Source organism: Algoriphagus aurantiacus, assembly GCF_035156405.1.
In the GTDB taxonomy this organism is placed as follows: Bacteria; Bacteroidota; Bacteroidia; order Cytophagales; family Cyclobacteriaceae; genus Algoriphagus; species Algoriphagus aurantiacus.
The window spans coordinates 101,991-124,820 of the sequence record NZ_JAXRUT010000002.1; the positions used below are offsets into that span (position 1 = coordinate 101,991).

Below are 22,830 nucleotides of genomic sequence, written 5' to 3' on the forward strand. Positions count from 1 at the left end.
TGCTTTTCAATTCACTTCAGAGGGCAGGTAGCCAAATTGTTCTTTAAACAACTTTCTGAAATGCTTGGTGCTGGTAAAACCTACTTCATAGGCAGTCTGAGCCACACCTAATTTCTCATCCTTAATCAGAGCTGCAGCTTTCGCAACTTTGACCGTGCGAATGTATTGGTTGATGTTTTGTCCGGTAAGGGCTTTTAATTTTCGAAATAGTGAGGTTCTGCTCATTCCCATGGCTTGGGAGATTGTATCCACATCAGTTGTCTGCTGGGAGATGCCCGCCAGTATATGTCCTTCCAATTCCTTCAAGAATGATTTTTCCTTGTTGATGGCACTCTTTTGGGAGGAGGTCAGTTCGGCGGTTTGAGTGCTTTTGCCAAGATAATAAGTACGCATCCGGATTCTTGCCTCCAGTAGATTTCTTATCCGGGATTTTAAAATCGGTCCTTTAAAGGGCTTGATGATGTAATCGTCTGCACCTTTTCCAAAACCCGAAGTTATACTGTCGGTGCTGTCTTTGGCAGAAAGCAAAATCACAGGAATGTGGGTGGTGCTGTGATTTTCTTTCAAAATCCCACATAAATCAATGCCGTTTTTCTCGGGCATCATAACGTCTGAAATGATCAAATCCGGTATAAACTGAATTGCTTTTTCAAGTCCTTCCTGACCATTCTTGGCAAAGATCAGGTCATATTCCTCCGAAAGAGAATTATTCAGGTATTCCAGAATCTGGGGATTATCATCTATAATCAAAAGAACCTCCTTGTTTTCATTAAGATCAAAGTTGACAGTGGACTCCAACTGTACGGGATCAAACTCTGGCATCCATTCTTTACTGTTGGAATTCTCTGGCAAAAATACCTTTATGACACTGGCTTTTTTGGGGATTACAATAGTAAAAGTACTTCCATTTCCAGGGGTGCTGATCACATGGATGTGGCCTTGGTGATCTTCTACCAGTCTTTTGGTCAACGCCAAGCCAATCCCCGCACCCTGTTCTTTTGATGTTGCTTCACTCTGATAGTACCAGTTGAAAATTCGGCTTTGATCTTCAAAGGGAATTCCTGGGCCATTGTCGCTTACCAGTAGTTCAAATTCATCCTGTTTTTCTTCTAACGAAACTGTGATTTGATCTTTAGCCCGGCAATATTTTAGTGCGTTTGACAGAAGATTATTGAAAATAATATGAAGCTTCTGGAGATCAACCTCAGCGGAGAAGTCCGTCTTTGGTAATTGACTTTTGAGCTTAATCCCTTTATGTTTTGCCAGAGGCTGATATTGCTCCACCCATTGCTTGATAGGTTTGACGATTGACTGAGACTTTAAATGAAGCTGGTTGACATTCAGCTCAGCATTTCTAAATTCCAATAAATTAGAAATCATCTCGTGTAGGTATTTCGCATTCCTTTGAACCAGCTTCAATCCTTTGAGATGCTTTGAGTCTTTAATGTCTATCAATAGGTCATCCAGAGGAGCCATGATCAATGTAAGGGGCGTTTTCAGCTCATGAGAAAACCCGGTGAAAAACTGGACACGTTCTTCATTGAGCTCATGCTCCAATACTCGTTGTTTTTTCTCGAAAAGGAGGGAGTTTTTTAGCTTCAGCCTTTCTGCATAATACCTCATTCCCGCACTAGTCACTGACACGATCAGGATAAAGTAGAGTAGATAAGCAGGCCAGGTTTTCCAGAAAGGCGGAGCAATGATAAGGGCTAGTTGGTTTTCTGAAATAGCTGTGGCCCCAGAGCTGGCTTTGACTTTCAGTGTGTAGTTTCCCGGAGGGATATTGCTGAGATTTGCAGTTCCGGTTTGATTGGTTTCAATCCACTGACTATGAAAAGGCTCAAGTTTGTAGGCATAGTTTACATCCTTTCCCAATGGGAATTTCAGTGCTACAAAGTCCAGGGAAATCAAGCTCTGATCATGGGTAAGGTTGAGCTGATTAAGGTAGGGAAGACTGCGCTCCAGATGATAGTCCTCAGTACCGGGTTTTACAGAGACCTTTTTGTTCATTAGCCTTAAATCGGTAAAAACAAGTGGGTAATTGTCAGCTTGGCTTTCTAAAGTTTCTGGATTAAACACATTGATTCCTTTATTTCCTCCCAGGTACACCTCCCCTGAGGCAGTAACTAACGAGGCGCCAATATTGAATTCGCCGAGTTGTATATTATTGATCGAGTTGAGGTTGCCGACTTCATTGGTATTGGAGTCGAAATAACTGATACCTCTATAGGTACCCATCCAGATTTTCCCGTCTTTCCCCTCTGCCAGACTGTTGATGGAATTATTGCTCAGCCCATTTTCATCAGTAAATAGGGTGAACTTTTTATTTTGGGGGTTCAATCTGATCAGTCCCTCATACCTGCTTCCTGCCAATAGATCCCCGTTTTCAAGAATTTCTAAAGCAAATACTACTTCAACAGGGAAGCCCGGAATAGTTTTGTCATTGAAGAGTTCCTGCTCTCCGGTAAGGTAATTATACCTGATTATCCCATCACCAAAGGTTGCCAACCATAAATTACCCAAATCGTCTTCGGCGATGTCACGGATGTCTATTTTGCCGAGCAGTTTGACATAATCAAGATTATCTATGGGTGGATGGTAACGATACAATCCACCACGGTTAGTGCCTACCCAAATCTGCCCATTTTTACCTTCGAATATCACTCGGACATCATTTCCTTTCTCCTGGCTTTCCTGTAAATAATGTCTGCTGTTACCGGTGGAGGGATTCATCAGGTTCAGCCCTCCCTGATAGGTCCCTACCCAGAGATTGTTTTGGCTATCATGTAAAAGGGAAATGATGTAATTATTGGAAAGACTTTGGGGATTGGAAGGGTCATGTTCAAAATGATGGATGGTCTCTGTTTGGGGAAAGTAATGATCCAGGCCACCACCATCGGTTCCTATCCAAATGCTTCCGTTTTCACCTTCGGCCAATGCACCGATGCGGTCATGGGAGATCGTGTGATTCTTTGATAGGTTTCTGGCGATTAGTTTTACCGGATCACCTGAAGGATTCACAAAATTTAGCCCGGTGCTGGTTCCTATCCACATATACCCATCATCAGCCAGTTTAAGAGCCGATACAGTTCTGTTGAAGACACTTGATCCGTCTAACTGCGGGAGAAACCACTTGAGTTGTAAGGTTTGATTTCTCAGGTATCGAGTTGAATTCAGAATGTTAAGGCCACCATTTCTGGTGCCAATCCATAGATTTCCCTCGGGTCCTTTTTCAAAGCAAAGCACATTTCCATCGCTTAACCCAAATTGTGGTAATTCAGCCGATTTGATTTGGAGTGTGTCAGCAGTTGTAGTAATGACGCGGATTCCATCATTAGAACCTATCCAGAGGTTTCCTGTTTCATCGGTATAGAGGGTGTTTATGGTTTCCGGGAAATTCGGATTAGCAGGAGCTATAGTAGTAACTGTTTTTTTCTGCAAGTCGATTTTATCCAATCCTTTGTCAAAATGTCCAACCCAAAGCACTGTATCACCTTGAAGTGCCAGAGAGGAAATTCGGATAGAGGAAAGTGAATTAGACTGGCCGGGGGAATGGGAGAAAGATGAGGTTATGCTATCGACAGCTAGTATATGCACTCCTCCTTCATAATTAGCAATGATTTTTTGCCCTGTTGGCCCATTGAGTATATAACTAATAGCGTTTTGGGTGGGACCCTGGATATTTTCAAAATGGTAAAACAAGTCCGACTTCGGTTCATATCCGCTTAGTCCTTTATTGGTGGCCAATAAAAGTTGCTGGTCTTGGCCGATCTGTAAATGCTCAATGTAATTAGCAGCTGGTCCTGAGTAAGGATTGAGATTGCTTTTCCTATAAACTTGAAAGTCGTGGCCGTCGTAACGGTTAAGCCCATCGATTGTGGCTATCCAGATGAATCCCAGGGAATCTTGCTCAATATGATTTATGTAGTTATTGGATAGTCCATTTTCTACGTCCAGCAGGTAAAATGTAAGGTGATTCTGATCAGAAAATACTGATCTGGAATCAAGTCTTTGGGCATTTCCAATAGCAGAAATGCAGAAAAACAAGAAGGCTATTGCTAGGGGTCTCATCAGCTCACAATCACGAAAAATGTAATGAATAAAACCAGTAATTTTCTAAATGGAGCCCTTTTGCTCATTTTATGCCCCATAATTTGCTGATTTGTGTCCCTTACTTCATTCGTATTTTTTTGAACATTGTTGCAGTGACTGAGCGATTTTTTCATTTGGTCTCTAGACTTATCAATAGTTAACAATAAACCTAAAAAAACATGCTAACACAATTACCAGCCAAGGCATGGCTGTATTGTATATCATTTATGCTTGTAATGATGTGCAGTGTGCCCAATGTATTTGGTCAACAAAAAATCTCTGGTCAAGTACTTGACGAAACCGGAACGGGTCTCCCAGGAGCTTCCGTTTTATTGAAGGGCACTACTACTGGTGCCGTGACAGATTTAGATGGCAATTTCACCTTGTCATTTGCCCCAACAGAAAATGCTACGTTAAGTATCTCCTTTATTGGATATGTGACAATGGAGCGGGTAATTCAAAGTGGAGAAAGTTCTATAACGGTTCAACTTGTGCCGGACGAACAATCCCTCAATGAGGTAGTGGTGGTAGGATATGGTGAGCAGAAGAAAGCAACACTTACAGGTTCTGTCTCCCAAGTAGAGGGTAAAGACCTTCAGAACAGTCCTCAGCCAAATATTTCAAACTCTCTCTCAGGAAGATTTTCGGGACTTATTGCCAATAACAGAGGCGGTGAACCGGGATACGATGGGTCTAGCATCAGCATCCGAGGTCTTGCTACCACAGGAAATAACGATGTGTTAGTGGTCGTGGATGGAGTGCCAGGCCAAATTGGAGGACTGGAGCGTCTCAATCCCAATGACATTGAAAGCATCTCTGTCTTAAAAGATGCTTCCGCTGCAATCTATGGTTCCAGAGCTGCAAATGGGGTCATCTTGGTGACTACCAAGCGTGGGAAATCCGGTAAGCCAGTGATTTCGTATAGCTTCAATCAAGGATTCTCTTCCCCGACAAGATTACCGGAAATGGCAGATGCATCCACCTATGGACAGATCAGAAATGAAATAGCGTATTACAACAATCCTCAGGGAGGAATGAACCAGGTGTATGGAGAGGATGAGCTTAACCTGTTCCAAAATGGAACTGATCTGGTAAACTATCCAAATACAGATTGGGCAGCAGCAGCGCTTAATAATACAGCATTGCAAAGCCAACATGATCTGAGTATTAGAGGTGGTTCGGACAATGTGACTTATTTCTTGTCTTTGGGTAAAACGGGTCAGGACGGATTGTATAGAGATGGTGCAACCCGCTATGATCAATATAGCTTCAGATCCAATGTGGATGCTGACATTACCGAGCGATTGACCGTAGGGCTGTCTCTGGCAGGCAGAAAAGAAGATAGGCAATATCCAACATCTGGTGCAGGAGCGATTTTCCGTTCAATATACAGGGCTTATCCAACTGTGGCAGCTGTCTATCCAAACGGCCTTCCATCTTCAGGAATAGAGAATTCCAACCCAGTGGTTATGGCTACAGAACAAGGTGGGTTGAATCAAAATCCCCGCTATGTATTCAATGGTATTCTTAGAGGTAAATATGAGTTTGGCTTCTTGGAAGGTCTTTCAGCAGAAGGTTTTTTCTCGATAGATGAAAGCTCGGATAGATCAAGAAACTTCAGCAAGCCTTATACCTTGTATAACTATGATCGTAACGCCGATTCTTACAATCCAGTCGTAGTAGGAGGCGGACCAGATCAGCAACCTACACTTTCTGAGTCCCACTATTCTCAGTCTATGATGGTGTCCAACATCAGATTGAACTTCAAGCATTATTTTGGAGACCACTTCATTGATGCTTTTGCAGGATACGAACAAAGTGAAAACAGATCCCATACGCTGGGAGCTTCCAGACTTCATTTTCCTACGGCAGAAACTCCTGAACTTTCTCAGGGTGGTGCCGCTGCATCGGATTATGACAACTGGGGAAGTAGCTACAACTACACCAGAAAAAGTTACTTAAGCCGAATTGCTTATAACTATAATGAGAAATACCTCGCTGAGGTACAAATGAGGGTAGACGGCTCATCTAACTTCCCTGAGAATAGCAGATATGGATTTTTCCCTTCTTTATCTCTAGGGTACAGAATTTCCGAAGAAGGCTGGTTTAGAGATAATGTAGGCTTTTTAGATGATTTGAAGTTTAGAGCATCCTATGGTAAGCTTGGTAATGATAATGTAGGTCAGTTCCAGTATTTTGATAATTATTCCTTCAACAACCGTTATGTACTGGGAGATGTGGTAAGAACAGGAATTGACCTTACCCGTCTAGCCAACCCAAATATCACTTGGGAAGTGGCAACCAAAACCGATATAGGGTTTAATGCAATTTGGTTGAAGAAATTCACAACTGAATTTATCTACTTCCAACAGGACAGAAGTAAAATTCTGACGATACGAAATGCCTCTATTCCCGGTTCTTCTGGAATCGTAAACCCATACGATGGAGGATCTTTGGTTCCTGCCGAAAATATCGGCGAGGTGAAAAGCCATGGATTTGAGTCCACAGTAGGGTATCAGCATGAAGGAACTGTCAGCTTTGGTGTATCGGGGAACTTTACTTATGCTAAAAATGAAATCGTCTATATAGATGAGGCACCTGGTGTCTTAGATTATCAGCGTCAGACAGGTAATTCCCTAAACACCTATTTGCTATACAACGCTATCGGTATTTACAGAAGCCAAGAAGAGCTGGATAATACGCCACATGTGCCAGGCGCAATGGTTGGAGATTTGATTTATGAGGACTTCAACGGTGACGGTGAGATTAATGCAGACGATATGACCCGAACAAAATATGGTAATATCCCACAGATCACCTTTGGTATGACCCTAAATGCAGCCTGGAAAAACTGGGATTTCGCAGCAGTTATTTCCGGACAATCCCAGGTTAATCAATATGTGTTGCCTGAGTCAGGTACTGTAGGCAACTTTTACAGTAGTTGGGCAGACAACAGGTATTCTCCTACGAATCCAGAGGGCACCTTCCCACGAGTAAGTGAGCGGTCTTCTTCCGCAGTGAGCGGAGGTTTATATAGAAATAATTTCTGGTTGAACGATGCCACTTTTGCCCGATTGAAAAATGTGCAGATTGGTTACAATGTACCACAGCCTGTTTTGGATAAACTATCAATCAGCAGCTTGAAGATTTATGCAAATGCTTTCAATTTATTTACTGTTACAGGGGTGAAAGATTATGATCCTGAAGGATCCAGTGAAAGCGGACAATTCTACCCGCAGCAGAAGATCATCAACCTAGGTGTAAATATTCAATTCTAAACCCGACCAAAATGACTAATAAAAATATATTCAAACCCTTTATGGGGCTTGTGCTGATCGGATTTTTGCTGGTTGGCTGTCAAGAAGATTTTCTAGATGTAGTGCCCACGGATCGAGTGTCAGATGCGTCTATACTTTCAGATTCTACCCTCTTTGAGGCTTATGTAATCAATAGGTACCTGGGAGTGAGGCTGACCAACAAAGAGGGGGATGCCTACCAGCCAGGTTTTGGACGTGGTTTTGAATACGCCATGTGGAGCTCACTTACAGATGAGTCAATTTATAATAACGATGATAATACCTGGTTTATCCAGCAAGGTCAGCTTTCACCTCAAAATACAGGGATTGCGGGTACGTTCTGGGGTAGATCTTACAGGAGTATCAGAGAATGCAACTATGCCTTGGCAAATATCGCTGAGCTGGAAATGAGCCAGTCTGGTAAGGAATTGCTGATTGCTGAGCTAAAGTTTATCCGTGCTTTCCGCTACTTTGACCTGATCAAAAATTATGGTGATGTGGTCTTTATGGGAGATAATGTGGCTCAATTGGGAGAGGATTTTACGGATCCTTCTTTCTATGAGAGAATTCCAAAGGAAGAAGCTATAGCTTACACCATCCAACAATTGGATGACGCAGCATCAGTTTTGCCACAGACCAACAGTGGCGCATGGCTAGAAGGCAGAGCGACAAAAGGTGCTGCTATGGCATTGAAATCACGACTTTTGCTTTATGCGGCCAGCCCACTTTACAATGACGGAGGCAGTGATACCCAGAAGTGGCAGGAAGCTGCACAAGCAGCACAGGAAGTGATGGATTTAGGCCAATACAGCCTGTACCAAAATGGCTATGGTGAGTTGTTCCTGACCCCTCAGAGTAATTCTGAAATCATTTTTGCCAGATATTATAATATCAATGCAAGACATACGGCCTTAGAGATCGCAAACGGTCCAAATGGCTATGATGGCTGGGGAGGAAATGTGCCACTTCAGAATCTGATTGATGATTATGAAATGATGGATGGTACACCGTTCAGCTGGGATAATGAAGAGCAGGCAAGTGCCCCGTATGAAAATAGAGATCCGAGATTTTATGAAAGTATTCTCTTCAATGGGGCCCCATACAGAGATAGAGAGGTTGAGACTTTTCTTCCAAACGGAAGAGATAGCCAAGGTGGACCTTCTAACTGGAATACCAGTAAGACAGGGTATTATTTGAGGAAATTCATCGATGAAGATCTTCCGATCAGAAATCCTTGGGAAGTGGCTGGAACCCAAAATTGGATTTATTTCCGCTACGCGGAGATTCTGTTAAACTATGCTGAGGCACAAAATGAGGCAGTAGGTCCAGATGCATCTGTTTATGATGCGATCAATACCATCAGAAATAGATCAGGAGTAGAAATGCCTGCTTTGCCAGCTGGTTTAAGCCGGGATGAAATGAGAGAAAAAATACGACATGAGCGCAGAATTGAACTTGCTTTTGAAGAGCATCGCTACTATGATGTGAGAAGATGGATGACCGCGGAGGAAGTGGAAAATACGCCTGCCTATGGGATTGAAATTGTGAAAGACAGCAATGGTTCACTTACCTATACCAGGAAGGTGTCTTTGAACGGTAAAATGTTCCAAACTCAAAATTACTGGTTGCCTATTCCTAGATCTGAAATATTGGCTTCCAATAATCAACTGGAACAAAATCCAGGTTATTGATGAATTATAAGGGAAACTTTTAAGTTTCCCTTTTTTTAGAAACCTTAGCTAGTGAGAAGCAAAATAATCAACATGCAAAAGCCCCTTTACAAATCAATTCTTTTTGCACTGAGCGGATTGCTCATTGCCTGCCAGAGCTCAGGACAGGAAAAACAAATAGATCAACCAGCAACCGAGATAATAAAAGTAAATGCCCTCAGCAATGAACCCCAACAGGTTATCGCACATTTTGGAGCATCCGACGCATGGGCAGCACAATTTGTGGGAGGTTGGCCGGATCAAAAGAAAAATGCAATAGCAGAGTTGCTTTTTAGCAGTGAAGCTAACGAAGACGGAAACCCTAAAGGAATAGGATTGTCTCTATGGCGATTTAATGTGGGTGCGGGAAGTGCTGAGCAAGGTGATGGGAGTGGTATTCGGGATGAGTGGAGAAGGGCTGAGTCATTTTTATCTCCTGATGGAACCTATGACTGGAGCAAGCAGGCCGGACAGGTATGGTTTGCCAAAGCTGCACAGGAATTCGGAGTGGAAAAACTGTTGATTTTCCCAAATAGCCCTCCGGTTTCCATGACCAAAACCGGAAAGGCATACGCCGCTGATGGGAAGTCAAATCTCGCTGAAAATAATTTTGACGCATTTGGAGGATACCTCGCTGAAGTTATTAAAGGACTTGAAGTAAAGGGACTTAAAGTAGACTATGTCAGTCCTGTAAATGAACCTCAGTGGGACTGGTCAGATGGTGGACAGGAGGGAACGCCTTTTTGGAATGATGAAATTGCCGGCATAACAAAAGCGGTGGACCAAGCATTGGACAAGAATAACCTGACTACTCAGATAGATGTTGCTGAAGCAGGTAAGATCAATTACCTCTATGAGCAGGCAGATAAGCAGGAAAGGGGGAGACAGATTAATGAATTCTTCAATCCTGAATCTTCAAACTTCATAGGGGATCTACCGCATGTCAGCCCTACCATTTCTGCACATAGTTATTTTACAACTTCTCCTTTTGAATCAGCTGTACAACAGCGGGCAAGTCTTTTTACAGAAATTAAGTCTGTGGAAGGCTTAAGTTATTGGATGAGTGAATATTGTATATTGGGTGATAACGGTGGTGAAATCAATGGAAATGGTAGAGACTTGGGAATTGATCCGGCACTTTACATGGCGCGAGTGATTCACAATGACCTTACCGTATCCAATGCAAGTGCATGGCATTGGTGGTTGGCTATTTCTCCATATGATTACAAGGACGGCCTTATTTATATTGATAAGAACAAGGAAGACGGTAATCTATACGAAAGCAAAATGCTTTGGGCTTTGGGCAACTACAGCAGATTTATCCGACCGGGTTACCAGCGGGTTGCCGTAGAGATTGACAAACAAAGACAACAGACACCGGATTTTTTGGTTTCTGCTTACCAATCAATTGACAAGGAAGAACTAGTATATGTCCTTGTCAATTCAGGAATCAAAGAGATGAAGGTGAGCTTGAGTGATAATGATCTTCTTAACGCTATCCGGGGAGTTTATACCACATCCAAGGATGCGAATCTGGAATCTGATGAAGTTGAATCTACTGATTCTACGATCCAGGTTCCAGCAAGGTCGATTGTCACTGTTGTGACCAAACGCTAAAGGTCAAGTATACCTATATTAACTCAAAAAGTCATTTCGTTGGAAATTGTGAGTAAAAATTGAACTGAATATGTTCTGGATGTTACCTTGATGTTACCTTTTTTCTGAGGGTTTTTACTAAGCTTACATTCAATTAATTTGATAGCAAATTGCAGTCAAATGGAATTTAGCCCTTATAATTTTCTTAGCAGCAGTAATCCAGAAGCATTAAGCCGGTTTGTCACAACCCTTGAGGTTGATAAAAATTATATCTTCTACAAGCCCCCTCAACGGGTGACACCCATATATGAAATTGTGAAAGGTGCAGTCAGAATCGGGACTTATTCTTCAAGTGGAAATGAAGTCTGTTATGATATTCTAAGGCCTGGAGAATTCTTTGGAAATCTACGTTACCTAAACGGTCAGTTTTCGGAGTTTTCAAAATCCTTGACTTCTGTGTTGGTGAGAGAGTATGACGCTGATTTTTTTAAAAGGATAATTGTTTATGATCCACCAGTTTCTGAATGGTTCAACATACAACTGGTGAAAAGATGGTGTAGGACTGAGGATCGCCTATCGGCGGTGAGAAGTCAAAATGCAGTGGATAAGGTTAAAAAGACTATTGCTGATTTTGACCAAGTACTTGAAGATGGTTCTGGTAAAAGCTTCAATCTAAAGAAAATAGTAACCCTTCAGGATATAGCAGATCTGACCGGACTTACCAGACAGACCGTTTCCAAAACGATCAAAGAGGATGTGCTTGCGGTTTAAATACTAAAAATTAAAATTATCCGCAATGATATCTGTATCCTCATTTTCTTTGACTTGCTTGTAGGAAGAGCGAAGACGTCCCGATGGCTATCGGGAGACCGAAGTAACCTCAATGCTAGGATTTACCGTATCCTTTATTGCTTTTATTCCTTTCCTCCCGATATAATACTGAATTCGGTAACCGGGCGATGGTTGGTGAGCGAAGTCTAACCAAATCGAAGTCATTTTGTCTAATAGATCTTAGCAGAAATGAGGATATACATAAAATAAATTTACCATATGAGCCCCTGAATTTTCAGGGGCTCATATGGTAAATTTATACTTTTAATTACTTTTTGATCCCCGGATATAGGGTGCTTTGCGGCAATTCGATGGATAAGTCTAGCAGATATTTTACTACCGCTGCTACATCTACCAAACCCATTTCCTGAATTTCTACATTTTCTTTTATACCTGCTCCCCAGGCAATGAAACCTGTTTCGATTTCATCAAAGTCAGGATAATAGCCATGGGTTCCTCCTTTGGCAGGTTTGAGCTCTGCACCGCTTGTAGCTGAAGAAAATGAGATCCCCTGAATAGGAGCCAAGGCCAAAACTGCATTGGGATCAGCTCCGATTTGATCCAATTCCTCACGATTGACCACCCGGAAAAGCTTTTTGATGTTTTCGGGTAGGTTTTCCAAAAGCTCTTCCACTTTCTGAATTGACTCCTGGTCATTTTTGTCTTTTACATGTAAGAATGCAGAAGCACCACTGGTATGAAATGCTGCTTTCCAATTTCCTCTTGAAGGCTTATCTTCCATTAAACCAGCCTCAACTAACCAAACATTAGGAGAGAGTGAGCTATGGATGTTTACAAATCCATGATCTCCGGTTACGATGAATGTAGTTTTGTCCAATATCCCGGCTCTTTCAGCAGCTTCGATTATTTTTCCGATAGCTCTATCCGTTCCGGCAATAGACTTCCTTACCATCGGTCCATCTCTGCCTTCGCTGTGTTGAAAATGGTCTGTAGCAATCAGGTGAAGTGTAATTAGATTTGGTTGATAGGTCTCCAGAACATATCCGGCCATTTCGCCGATTCTATCCTCTCGGTTAAGGTAATCCCCATTAAAGGTTGTTTCATTCATTTTACCTAAAACATTCAGTTCCATTTCAGCCAAAAGACCTTTTGGCGTTTCCATCTGACGCATAGGCTCAATTCTGCCACCATCTTCCAGACTCCAGAATTCAGGAATGTTATAATCGATGGGCGCATTTACCGACACTGGCCATATAAAGCTGGCACTTTTAAGACCTGCTTCCCGTACTGAAGACCATAATGTCGGTACTTGAATCAATTCACTCTCCCAATACCATCGTCCTGTTTGACCATCCGGTTCAAATGGCGCATTATAATAGATCCCATGTTTGGCAGGAGTCTGTCCCGTAATGACAGTAGTGTGGGACGGGTAGGTGACTGAAGGGAATACGCCGGTGACACCAAGAGATCTTGCTCCTTCTTCGGCCATGATCTGAAGGTTAGGAGCTGGCCACTTTGTGTCTAAGTAAAAATCGGGTCTAAATCCGTCAATGGAAATCAAGACCACATGCTCTGCAGGTCTGGCGGTATTGGTTTGGGCATGCGAAATGGAAAAGGTCAATACAAGCATCAGTAGGAAGATGCCTTTTTTGAATATTACTGGATATTTCATATGATTATAATTTGTCTCTTAAAGGCCATATGGAATCTCGCATCATAGATAATCATTCCTCCGTGTGACTCTTGAGTCATGCTCGATTTCATATGTTTATAATTGATTTTTAGAGGTGATCCCGATAGCTATCGGGAGGAATCTCGCAGGCTTGATAATCATCTCGCTGTGTGTCGCTTTCGACATGCTCGATTTCATTTGATATAGTTAATAAAGAAGGGTGGAAAAAGTCCAGAGCTTAGCCCTGGACTGAATTGAAAGTTTTAGAAAAATATTTTCCCTGAAATCTGCATTTGATAAGGAGTTCCTCCTGGAGTAGTCACACCGACATTGGGATTGACTTCATAGATATATTCTTGGGTGGCAGCATCAAAATTTCTTATGGTAAGTAGGTTTTGATTACCCAACCTTTTAGAAGTTCCCCATTCTTTATTCAATAGGTTGGCTACATTGAAAATATCCCCACCTAACTCTATCCCAGTTTTTTTGGCTGCTCCGAAGTAGAATTTCTTGGCTACTCTGATGTCCCAGTTTCCGAAATATCCATTTTCACCACCATTTCTTACTGCAACTTTGCCAAGACTTGACTTGATATAGTCGACAGCAAGATTGTCTGGATTGGACAGAACTTCATTCATCCCCTCACTGATTGTTTCTGAAAGACCAGAAGTATTGGGATCAAATACAAAGGCAAGGTCATTCGAGTTTACAAAATCACCATTGACATTCCCATTGACTCTCAAGGAGTAACGGGTTCCGCCAATACCGGAATATCTTACACCGACTGTGATGCCTTTCCAGGTAGGTAAAGTACCGTAGAGCACGATCTTGGTTCTGTATTGTCCATTGGAATAGCTCATCATCGATAGATCCCGTGGATCATCTATTACCATCTGGCTTAAAGTCGCGCTATTTGCCACGTTTCCGTTGTAGGAAGTATTGTCTTTGCTGTCGTTCCAAGTATAGCTGAAGGTAATCTGCCCATCTCTGAAATATTGATAAGTTCCATCCAAAACCACCGTGTAGGTATTGTTTCTTCCTTCGCTGTTGAGTTCTAATACCCGTCCGATTTCCGTGGTTTTTCTTCCTTGAGTCCAATCTGCATTTCCATTAGAAGTACTGATCGTTTCTGCTGGCACATACACCCCACGGTTTCCTTCATTTTCCAATCTGAAATAAGGATCATCTACGATATTTCTATCTACATACATGTAGTTGTTTCGTGCCAATGAAGCCATAAAGTTGACACCAAGACGAAGTCGGTTGTTGATGATTCTGTTATACATCACATTACCCTTATACACCGTAGGTACTTTGAGGTCTTCACTATTCATATTGATGGTTGTGACTGGCATGACACCGGGAAGATTTAAAAGATCCTGTCCAGGAGCTGTAGTCGGGTCATTTCTATACGATTCAAAGTTAGGAGTAGGAACATTTTCGCCAGTAATATCCACCGCGAATATCTTGGTACCGTCAAACTGAAGATTGTTTACATCGGAGTAATTGTTAAGTGCAGAACCAAAGATTCCACCCCCGATTCTGACAATATCACGCTGTTTTTCATTGACATCCCAGGTAAACTGAACTCTTGGCTGTATCTGAAAGCCTCCAGTTTTCACGTCGGTTCTCAATCCCAATTCATCAAATACAGTCTGATTGTAACTTGGGCTATTCTTATAGCCGGTATAGTCCCCTCGAAGTCCGACGATCAGATTCATTCCACGTCCGAGAATTGCATCTGCCTGTGCATAAATACCACCACCAAAAATGGATTGCTCCACAGTCGGATCAACTGTTGCCACTTCTCTGGCATAGCGATAAGGGGTTTGATTGTCGAAATTATCCAATCCGGTGAAATAAAATCTACCGTTGAATTCACTGGTAGCCAGTGAGGTCAGGTCATTTAGCAAAAGATCCATTCCGAACGTGTAATTTATCTTTCCCTGATTGAAATAAAGGTTGTTGACCAACTGATATACATGGGATTCAAAGCGTTCCGGAAGATATCGTTGTCCTCCCAGCTGAATTGTGGTATTTACATTTCGATCATCTACTACTGACTCTACCCGCTGCACAATCGCACGAGGGATGTTATCACTTGGCAATTGATCACTTGGACGACCATCATCAAGGGTGTATAAATATTGAAGTTTAACTTCATTTGTCAGGTTGTTGCTCAAGGTAGTCCGCAAAGAAGCCATCAAGCTATTGGCTGTGGAAAGGTGAGAACCATAAACTTCATAGAGGTTAATGGAGCTGTTATCCGATACACCTTGATTGTTTAGATCTCTGGAGAAGTTATTACGGATAGTTAACAGATTGGACGGATTGATCTGATAGTCAATTCGTGCAAATGCGGTGTGAGAATACCTGAGTTTATCAAAACTACCTGTTTGTGGAGAATCAGCCACCCCGTATTTGTCACGGGAGATTTGTAGGTATCTGTCCAAACTTTCTTGGGAAAGGTTATACCTGTTTTCATCTTCAGGTGTACGGATGTCTGCGATGTAAAGGGGACGGGCATCCCGCTGACCATCATATCCAATAAAAAAGTGAAGTTTGTCCTTGATGATTGGTCCCCCCAATGTAAAACCATATTGTTGGATGGAGAACTCGTCCTCTCGTTCATTACCCCGGGTGTCATACTTGCTGGCAAGCCAGTCGGCTCTGTTAAATACAAATGCCGAACCTGAAAACGTATTGGTGCCAGCCTTGGTAACTGCACTGATAATACCTCCGCCACTTCTTCCATTGGTCACATCATATCCGTTGGTTACCACTTCAAACTCCCGGATGGCTTCCATAGAAATGGAAAAAGGTCCTCTGTTGGTTGAGCCACTTGAAAGGGGACTTCTGTTGGTCATTCCATCTATTGTATAGTTAGTAGATGAATACAACTGTCCCAATAAATTACTGCCATTGCTCACCGGAGAAAGATCTACAAGGGAGTTGAAGTTTCTTCCGTTAACCGGTAGCGTATTCATGTCTTTTGCGGTAACCGCTGTTGAGCTACCAAAGCGATCAATGCTGTTGCTTAATGAATTAGCTACCACACTAACTTCATTCAAACTTTGAGCTTCCTCTGTCAATTCGATTTCAAGCTTTATATGATCTCCTTGATTGAGTTTATAGCCACTGATCGTTTTCGCACCATATCCTAAGTAGGTAAGATTGAGTGAATAATCGTTTCCCAGTGGAAGCTGTGAGAAAATGAAATTACCTGTCAAATTGGTTACAGTGGAAACCGTGAAACCAGTCTGCTCATTTTTCAATGTTACGGCAGCACCGATTAATGCTTCGCCTCCATCATCAGTTACTACTCCTGAAATTGTGGCATTAGTAGCTTGGGAAAAGGAGGGAGGGGCATACCCCAGAATCAGGAATAGTAAGAGAATTCCTGCTAAACTTTTGGTAAAATTCGTTGAATTCATAGTTTGGAAATTGGTTTAAGAATATCCAAAACTAGATTTCAGGAAGGTGCTTGGATGTTAATATTTAACATTGAGCTCAGTGGTAACAATAATATAAAACAAGAAATATTGGGTTAACCTAACTGGGTAAGCTGACCAATACATAATACTAAGTATAAGTCCATTATTCGTAGAGGAAACATATGGGGGACTTGCACTAGTCTTACTATTTCTCTTTCTTTAAAATCGGTCCTTGCTCAATGAGCCATTATCCAGAACGAATTCGAACATTAACCCAATCGCGAATCTACCCTCTGGAGAAGCAGGATATCGGTTTTTAAACTCAAAACTTTATTTTTACAAAATCTAAAGCCCTCAATCTTATGCTCAAGTTTTTGAATTTAGAATATCCCTGTAATTGCGGTAAATATCTGTTTGCTTTTGCTCTTGTTGTTCTTTGCTATTCAGTCACTCAGGCTCAAACTGATCAACCTACCTTTGCTTATTCTGTTTCAATTACTCATCCTGAGACGCATAGCTATCATGTAGAATTGAATACCAGCGGTTGGGATATGGATACTATTCAGTTGCAGCTGCCCAACTGGATGCCCGGCTATTATCAGTTTATGAATTATTACAATGACCTCTCGGGTATGACTGCAAAGAATGACGCTGGTGAAGAGATGAATTTGGAACAAATCAACCCCTATACCTGGCAAGTGATAGGAGTGAAGAATCAGTCGTTCTCGCTGTCTTATGATATTCAAACCTCCAAACAGTTTGTGGCAAACAGTTACGTGGATGAAGCCCATGCCTATCTTATTCCTACCAATTCTTTCCTTTACGCACAGGATTATATCAATACGCCTGTGACGGTGAAAATCCTCAAAAACTCTAACTGGAAGGATATTGCCACTGGATTGGAATTGATAGATGGAGCAGCGCATGTGTATGCAGCTTCTGATTTTGATGTGTTGTTTGATTCTCCCATTCTCATTGGAAATTTGAAGGAATTGCCGGCTTTTCATGTGAAAGGCATTCCTCACCGATTTATAGGTTATAAAATGGGTTCTTTTGACGAAAAGAGTTTTATGAAAAATCTAGAGGCTGTGATTTCTTCGGCAGTGGATGTGATAGGCGATATCCCTTTTTCTGAATACACATTTATAGGAATCGGTCCGGGAAGGGGAGGGATAGAGCATTTAAACAATACAACAGTGAGCTTCGATGGCAGTCAGCTGGCTACTCCGGATGGGATGTCCCGGATGATGAGTTTTTTGGCTCATGAGTACTTTCATCATTACAATGCCAAACGCATTAGACCGGTAGAGTTGGGACCGTTTGACTATCAGAATGGAAGTAAGACAAGTCAGTTATGGATCAGCGAAGGATTGTCGGTGTATTTTGAGTATTTGATAGTGAAAAGAGCGGGAGTGGATTCAGAAGAAGTATTTTTAAGGAATTTTGAACAACACATCAACACTGTCCAAAACAACCCAGGTAGATCGTACCAATCCTTAGTTCAATCCAGCTACAATACCTGGAATGATGGTCCTTTTGGAGGAAATGAAGGCAAAACGATTTCCTATTACCAGAAAGGTCCAATTGTGGGATTGCTGCTGGATTTTGCCATTCGCAATGCCTCGCAGAATGAAAAGACATTGGATCATGTGATGCAATTCATGTACTGGGAATACTACAAAAAGAAGCAGCGTGGATTTACCGATGCAGAATTCCAGCAAGCCTGTGAAAACATAGCAGGAGTGCCTTTGTCGGAAATTTTTGAATACGTTCACACCACCAAAGAACTGGATTACCAAAAATACTTGGGTTATGGTGGTTTGGAATTGATAGAAGATAGCGGCACTGCTGAGAAGAAAGTCTTTCAGTTAAAAAAACTTTACAATACGACCCTTCTTCAAGAAACCATACTCAATTCTTGGCTAGGGGACCAGGAGTAGAATAGGCTGGAAGAGCTAATAATTGATGTAGGAATATGCTGCTTGTGGAGAAGCAGTATAGCGGGTTAATTTATGGAGGGAAACGCAGCTTCTGGAGAAGCAGCATAGCTATCTTTAGCAATCCTTCATTTTCTCACCTTCGCTCTTCTGCGGTGCTATCTAATTCTATCCATTTTAAATCACCATTCACTCATAGATAACCCATTCATTTACAAAACTTAGCGGTGTAAGAGAATTTTTTTGAAATATTTTCATTTTTTTTTACATCCAAAAATTCAATAAAATCTTGAAATTTCTTATTTACCAGTTTGACCAAAATTCCTTAGGAGGAATCTTTATTTTCAGATATATATATAAAAATGTTTTCCGTTATAGCCTTTTAGTTGATCCTGATAAAATCTCCGGAAGACAAGGTTAGGTAGAAATTGCATATTGAACTTTTTGGAGAAAATCTAGTGATTTTGAATCCGCTTTTTCGAATTATCTGTCAAGTCTAAACTCTTGGTTACAAAATATATATACTATACATTCGCTAATATAACTGGATTGTTAAGGGAAATTCTGCTTGTATTTCCCTTTAGAGATCACCCTCACAATCTACCATAAATACCCAAAACCTACTTGAAAATGGAGTTTTTCAAGATTATTCATTTCGTACCCAAAATGAACAAACTGTGCTTCTCGATATTATGCGTTTTGGTAGTATTATCACTATCTGTGACCAATGTACTAAGTCAAAGTACAGAAGGAAAGCCTGATCTCAAATTCCAACGAATCTCCGAAGGACTCCTCAACAACCGAGTCTCGGCAATCTTCCAGGATAGTCACGGTTACATGTGGATTGGAACCTACAGTGGACTTCATCAATACGATGGATTGGACTTCAAAGTCTATTCCAGTAGTGCTGACTCCAGCACCATCAATGACAACTATATAGGATCTATCTACGAGGACAGCCAAAGTCAATTATGGGTTGGTACTGGTAATGGAGTGGCACGTTATAATAGAGAAACGGATGATTTCACCAGATTTAAACTCTCCTCTGCTATTCTTGTACAAGGGGGAGAAAGCAATTTGGTCAACACCATTCTCGAAGATAATAAGGGTACAATTTGGGTGAGCAACCTAGCTTCAGGATTATTATTCTTTGATCGAAAGCAACAGCAATTTCTGCCCTACAAGGTCGATGAAGTTATGACCATAAATTCCATGGTTGCCGGTGAAGGTGATATTTTATGGCTTGCGACTTTGAATAGCGGGCTAATCAAGCTGAGTACTTCAAGCGGGCGGACGGAATATTATCAGCATGACACCACCAATCCACGATCGATCAGTTCGAATAATCTAAAAGCTGTCACCTTAGACCTTGAAGGAAATCTTTGGGCAGGAGCCAGAAGTGAAGGGCTCAACAGGATGGTCGTAGATCAGGGAAAGGTTAGTTTTGTCCGCTATCTCAATGAAGCGGGAAATCCTAATAGCCTCTTCAACAATACCATTTATAAACTATTCGTAGACCCGAAAGGCAATCTTTGGTCCTGTCATGAAAATGGTGGACTGCATCTATACAATAAGGAGAAGGATACCTTTTACCGCTACCTCCATAATCCAAAAGACCCAAATAGCCTCACCCACAATTCAATTTGGAATATTTTTCAGGACAATCAGGACAGGTACTGGATCGGCACTGCCCAATCGGGAATAAACCTGTCAGATCCATACGCTTCCAAATTCGCCCATTATTTCAAAAACCCATTAAATGCGGAAAGCCTGAATAATGATATCATCCGGGATTTTTTGGAAACTGAAAACGGGAATATTTGGGTAGCGACGGATGGTGGTGGTCTGAATCACTTTGATCGGGCAAAGGGCACATTCAAAGCATTTAAACATGATCCAAAAAAACCAAAATCTTTAGGTTCGGATGCGGTGATAAGCTTGAACGAAGATCAGGATGGGAATCTTTGGGTAGGAACTTGGGCTGGAGGCTTAAATATTTTACTGGACGAGGAGAAAGGCATATTTACCAGCTTCAATGAATGGATTAAAAATGACACCTATCCCATTAAGCATGTATTTGATATGCATTTTGACGAAAATTATATCTGGATAGTTGCCCTGGAGGAAGGATTGTATCGCTATAATCAAAAGACAGCAGAGCTGAAAGTTTATAAAAACAATAAAAATGACCCTAACTCTCTTTCTTCCAATTTTCCGCTTCGGATATTCGAGGACAGCCAAAACAATCTCTGGGTGGGAACTCTTTCTGGGTTGAACGTGATCCTAGCAAAAGACAAGGACCAAGTCAAATTCAAAGTCTATCAGCCCTCTAAGTTGGATTCCACCAGCATTCCCAGCAACTCCATCCGGCAGATCGTAGAAGACAAGAATCAAAATATCTGGATTGCAACGGATAGGGGGCTCTCCCGTTATATGACGGAAGGGGACAATTTCATCACCTACACTCAAAAAGATGGATTACCCGTAAATGAAATCAATTCCATAGTTGAGGATGATAGAGGTTTTTTATGGATTGGTACCATCAAGGGGATATCCAAATTTGATCCGGTCAATCAAGTCTTTACCAATTTTGAAAAACATGACGGATTGCAGGGAAATGAATTTTCACGGTATTCCGTGCTCAAGACGCGGAAAGGAGAATTGCTTTTTGGGGGAATGAATGGATTTAACCTGTTCCATCCCGATCATCTAAATTCCAATCCATATGCTCCACAGGTTTACCTGACGGGTTTTAAATTATTTAACCAACCTGTGGATTTCAAAGCATCCGATTCGCCTTTGCAAAAGCATATAGGAGCTACGGACACGCTTACACTTTCCCATAGGGAAAATGTACTCACATTTGATTTTATAGCCCTGAATTACACCCACCCAGATCGAAACCAATACGCTTATATTTTGGAGGGATTTGAAAAAGAATGGAATTACGTGGGCTTGCAGCGAAATGCCACTTACACCAATCTCAATCCTGGCACATACATATTCCGGGTCAAAGCTGCCAACAGTGATGGACTATGGAATGAAGCTGGTACGTCCTTAGTTCTGATCGTTACACCTCCATTTTGGAAGACAACTTGGTTTGTCACTCTCTCAACTCTCTTGGCTATAGGTCTTTTAATCCTTGCATATAAACTGAGAGTACGTAGCATCCATGACCGAAACAGACAGCTTGAAAATACAGTGGAAGAGCGGACGACCATGCTCAAACACGCCAACGGTGAATTGAAAAAACATATCAATGAAAAGGATAAGCTTCTCTCTATTATTGGCCATGATCTGAGAAATCCCTTTTTCTCAATTATTGGGTATATGGAACTTTTAGAGGAAGAATTTGAAAACACCAAGAATTCAGAGCACTTGGGAAATATCCAATTGCTGTTGAATGTTTCTCGAAACACCCATAATCTCTTGGAAAATCTTTTACAATGGGCAATCAAGGATACGAAGTTATTTGAGGTAAAACCCAAAGTGATCCATATGAGTAAATTGGTGGAGACTGCAGTAGGGATGGTTTCTTCCCAGGCTAATTATAAAAACATCAGGCTTGAACAGTCATGTTCAGAAAATGCGTTTATCCACGCTGATCAGAATATGATTTTGACTGTCCTGAGAAACTTGATATCCAATGCCATCAAGTTTTCCAATCAAAATTCCAGAATCGAAATCATAGTTCAAGTAAAATCAGGAAATATCATCACTTCTGTGCGAGACCATGGAAAAGGAATGGATGAAACTGTGATCAGCAAGCTGTTTTCAAGATCAGGCGAACAACAATCAGGCACTATGGGAGAGATGGGAACCGGATTAGGATTGGTACTCTGTCAGGAGATTATCCAAAAGCACAGAGGTGAAATTTGGGCCGAAAGCAGCTCCGGTAATGGCAGTACGTTCAACTTTTCCCTTATGAGTTACGAACATGCTGAAGTAGCAGTGTAGTCGGATAGAAGTGAAAATTAAATCCAGCTTCTGGAAGATGCAGGATAAAAATCAACGGCAAAGCCATTCGTGTGACACGAACGGGGACGATGCTAGATGAAAATCACATTCCACGAATTTAGACTTACCATTTCGTCCTCTGAGTGGTAAATAGAATTAGGACTTCAAAAACGGGGATAGAAGAGCAAGTTAAATCCTCCAGCTTCTGGAGAAGCAGGATAACAATCAACCGAAAAGCCATTCGTGTGACACGAACGGCGGCGATGCTAGGTGAAAATCACATTCCACTAATTTAGACTTACCACTTCGTCCTCTCAGTAGTAAATAAAATTAGGACTTCAAAAA

Annotated in this window: 9 protein-coding genes; 6 read left to right on the forward strand and 3 right to left on the reverse strand. The window is 41.6% G+C overall.

Annotated features, from left to right (window positions below):
* Positions 1–6: 6 nt before the first annotated feature.
* Positions 7–4,071 (reverse strand): two-component regulator propeller domain-containing protein, encoded by a 4,065-nt coding sequence (locus SYJ56_RS02395; RefSeq protein WP_323832028.1) that lies wholly within the window; start codon positions 4,069–4,071, stop codon positions 7–9.
* 200 nt (positions 4,072–4,271) lie between these two features.
* On the opposite strand from SYJ56_RS02395, the gene SYJ56_RS02400 reads away from it, so the two are divergent.
* The 4 genes from SYJ56_RS02400 (at position 4,272) to SYJ56_RS02415 (ending at position 11,464) form a co-directional block, all read left to right on the forward strand.
* On the forward strand, positions 4,272–7,370 hold the full coding sequence (locus tag SYJ56_RS02400) for a SusC/RagA family TonB-linked outer membrane protein (protein ID WP_323832030.1): 3,099 nt from the start codon (positions 4,272–4,274) through the stop codon (positions 7,368–7,370).
* An 11-nt stretch (positions 7,371–7,381) separates the two neighbouring features.
* Positions 7,382–9,079: a RagB/SusD family nutrient uptake outer membrane protein gene (locus SYJ56_RS02405; RefSeq protein WP_323832032.1), complete on the forward strand. Its 1,698-nt coding sequence runs from the start codon at positions 7,382–7,384 to the stop codon at positions 9,077–9,079.
* Between the two features lie 72 nt (positions 9,080–9,151).
* Positions 9,152–10,714, forward strand: a complete 1,563-nt coding sequence (locus tag SYJ56_RS02410) for a glycoside hydrolase (protein WP_323832034.1) — start codon at positions 9,152–9,154, stop codon at positions 10,712–10,714.
* A 159-nt stretch (positions 10,715–10,873) separates the two neighbouring features.
* On the forward strand, positions 10,874–11,464 hold the full coding sequence (locus SYJ56_RS02415) for a Crp/Fnr family transcriptional regulator (protein ID WP_323832036.1): 591 nt from the start codon (positions 10,874–10,876) through the stop codon (positions 11,462–11,464).
* A gap of 328 nt (positions 11,465–11,792) precedes the next feature.
* On the opposite strand, the gene SYJ56_RS02420 is transcribed toward SYJ56_RS02415, so the two are convergent.
* Together SYJ56_RS02420 and SYJ56_RS02425 are read right to left on the reverse strand one after the other, a co-directional pair.
* Entirely contained in the window at positions 11,793–13,157 is a 1,365-nt protein-coding gene (locus tag SYJ56_RS02420; RefSeq protein ID WP_323832037.1) for an alkaline phosphatase family protein, read from the reverse strand.
* A gap of 263 nt (positions 13,158–13,420) precedes the next feature.
* Positions 13,421–16,591: a TonB-dependent receptor gene (locus tag SYJ56_RS02425; RefSeq protein ID WP_323832038.1), complete on the reverse strand. Its 3,171-nt coding sequence runs from the start codon at positions 16,589–16,591 to the stop codon at positions 13,421–13,423.
* Between the two features lie 362 nt (positions 16,592–16,953).
* Between SYJ56_RS02425 and SYJ56_RS02430 the strand changes: the two genes are divergently transcribed.
* Positions 16,954–18,531 carry a M61 family metallopeptidase gene (locus tag SYJ56_RS02430; RefSeq protein ID WP_323832039.1) on the forward strand — a complete coding sequence of 526 codons (1,578 nt, stop codon included), beginning with the start codon at positions 16,954–16,956 and terminating at the stop codon, positions 18,529–18,531.
* Positions 18,532–19,158: 627 nt separating this feature from the next.
* The gene (locus tag SYJ56_RS02435) at positions 19,159–22,485 is read left to right on the forward strand and encodes a ligand-binding sensor domain-containing protein (protein ID WP_323832040.1); all 3,327 of its coding nucleotides are present in this window, start codon (positions 19,159–19,161) and stop codon (positions 22,483–22,485) included.
* The last annotated feature ends 345 nt before the right edge of the window (positions 22,486–22,830 follow it).

What these genes read in the sequence shown, in the direction of transcription:
- SYJ56_RS02395 (WP_323832028.1), bottom strand. Translation starts at nt 4,071, where the DNA reads ATGAGACCCCTAGCAATAGCCTTCTTGTTTTTCTGCATTTCTGCTATT.
- SYJ56_RS02400 (WP_323832030.1), top strand. Translation starts at nt 4,272, where the DNA reads ATGCTAACACAATTACCAGCCAAGGCATGGCTGTATTGTATATCATTT.
- SYJ56_RS02405 (WP_323832032.1), top strand. Translation starts at nt 7,382, where the DNA reads ATGACTAATAAAAATATATTCAAACCCTTTATGGGGCTTGTGCTGATC.
- SYJ56_RS02410 (WP_323832034.1), top strand. Translation starts at nt 9,152, where the DNA reads ATGCAAAAGCCCCTTTACAAATCAATTCTTTTTGCACTGAGCGGATTG.
- SYJ56_RS02415 (WP_323832036.1), top strand. Translation starts at nt 10,874, where the DNA reads ATGGAATTTAGCCCTTATAATTTTCTTAGCAGCAGTAATCCAGAAGCA.
- SYJ56_RS02420 (WP_323832037.1), bottom strand. Translation starts at nt 13,157, where the DNA reads ATGAAATATCCAGTAATATTCAAAAAAGGCATCTTCCTACTGATGCTT.
- SYJ56_RS02425 (WP_323832038.1), bottom strand. Translation starts at nt 16,591, where the DNA reads ATGAATTCAACGAATTTTACCAAAAGTTTAGCAGGAATTCTCTTACTA.
- SYJ56_RS02430 (WP_323832039.1), top strand. Translation starts at nt 16,954, where the DNA reads ATGCTCAAGTTTTTGAATTTAGAATATCCCTGTAATTGCGGTAAATAT.
- SYJ56_RS02435 (WP_323832040.1), top strand. Translation starts at nt 19,159, where the DNA reads ATGGAGTTTTTCAAGATTATTCATTTCGTACCCAAAATGAACAAACTG.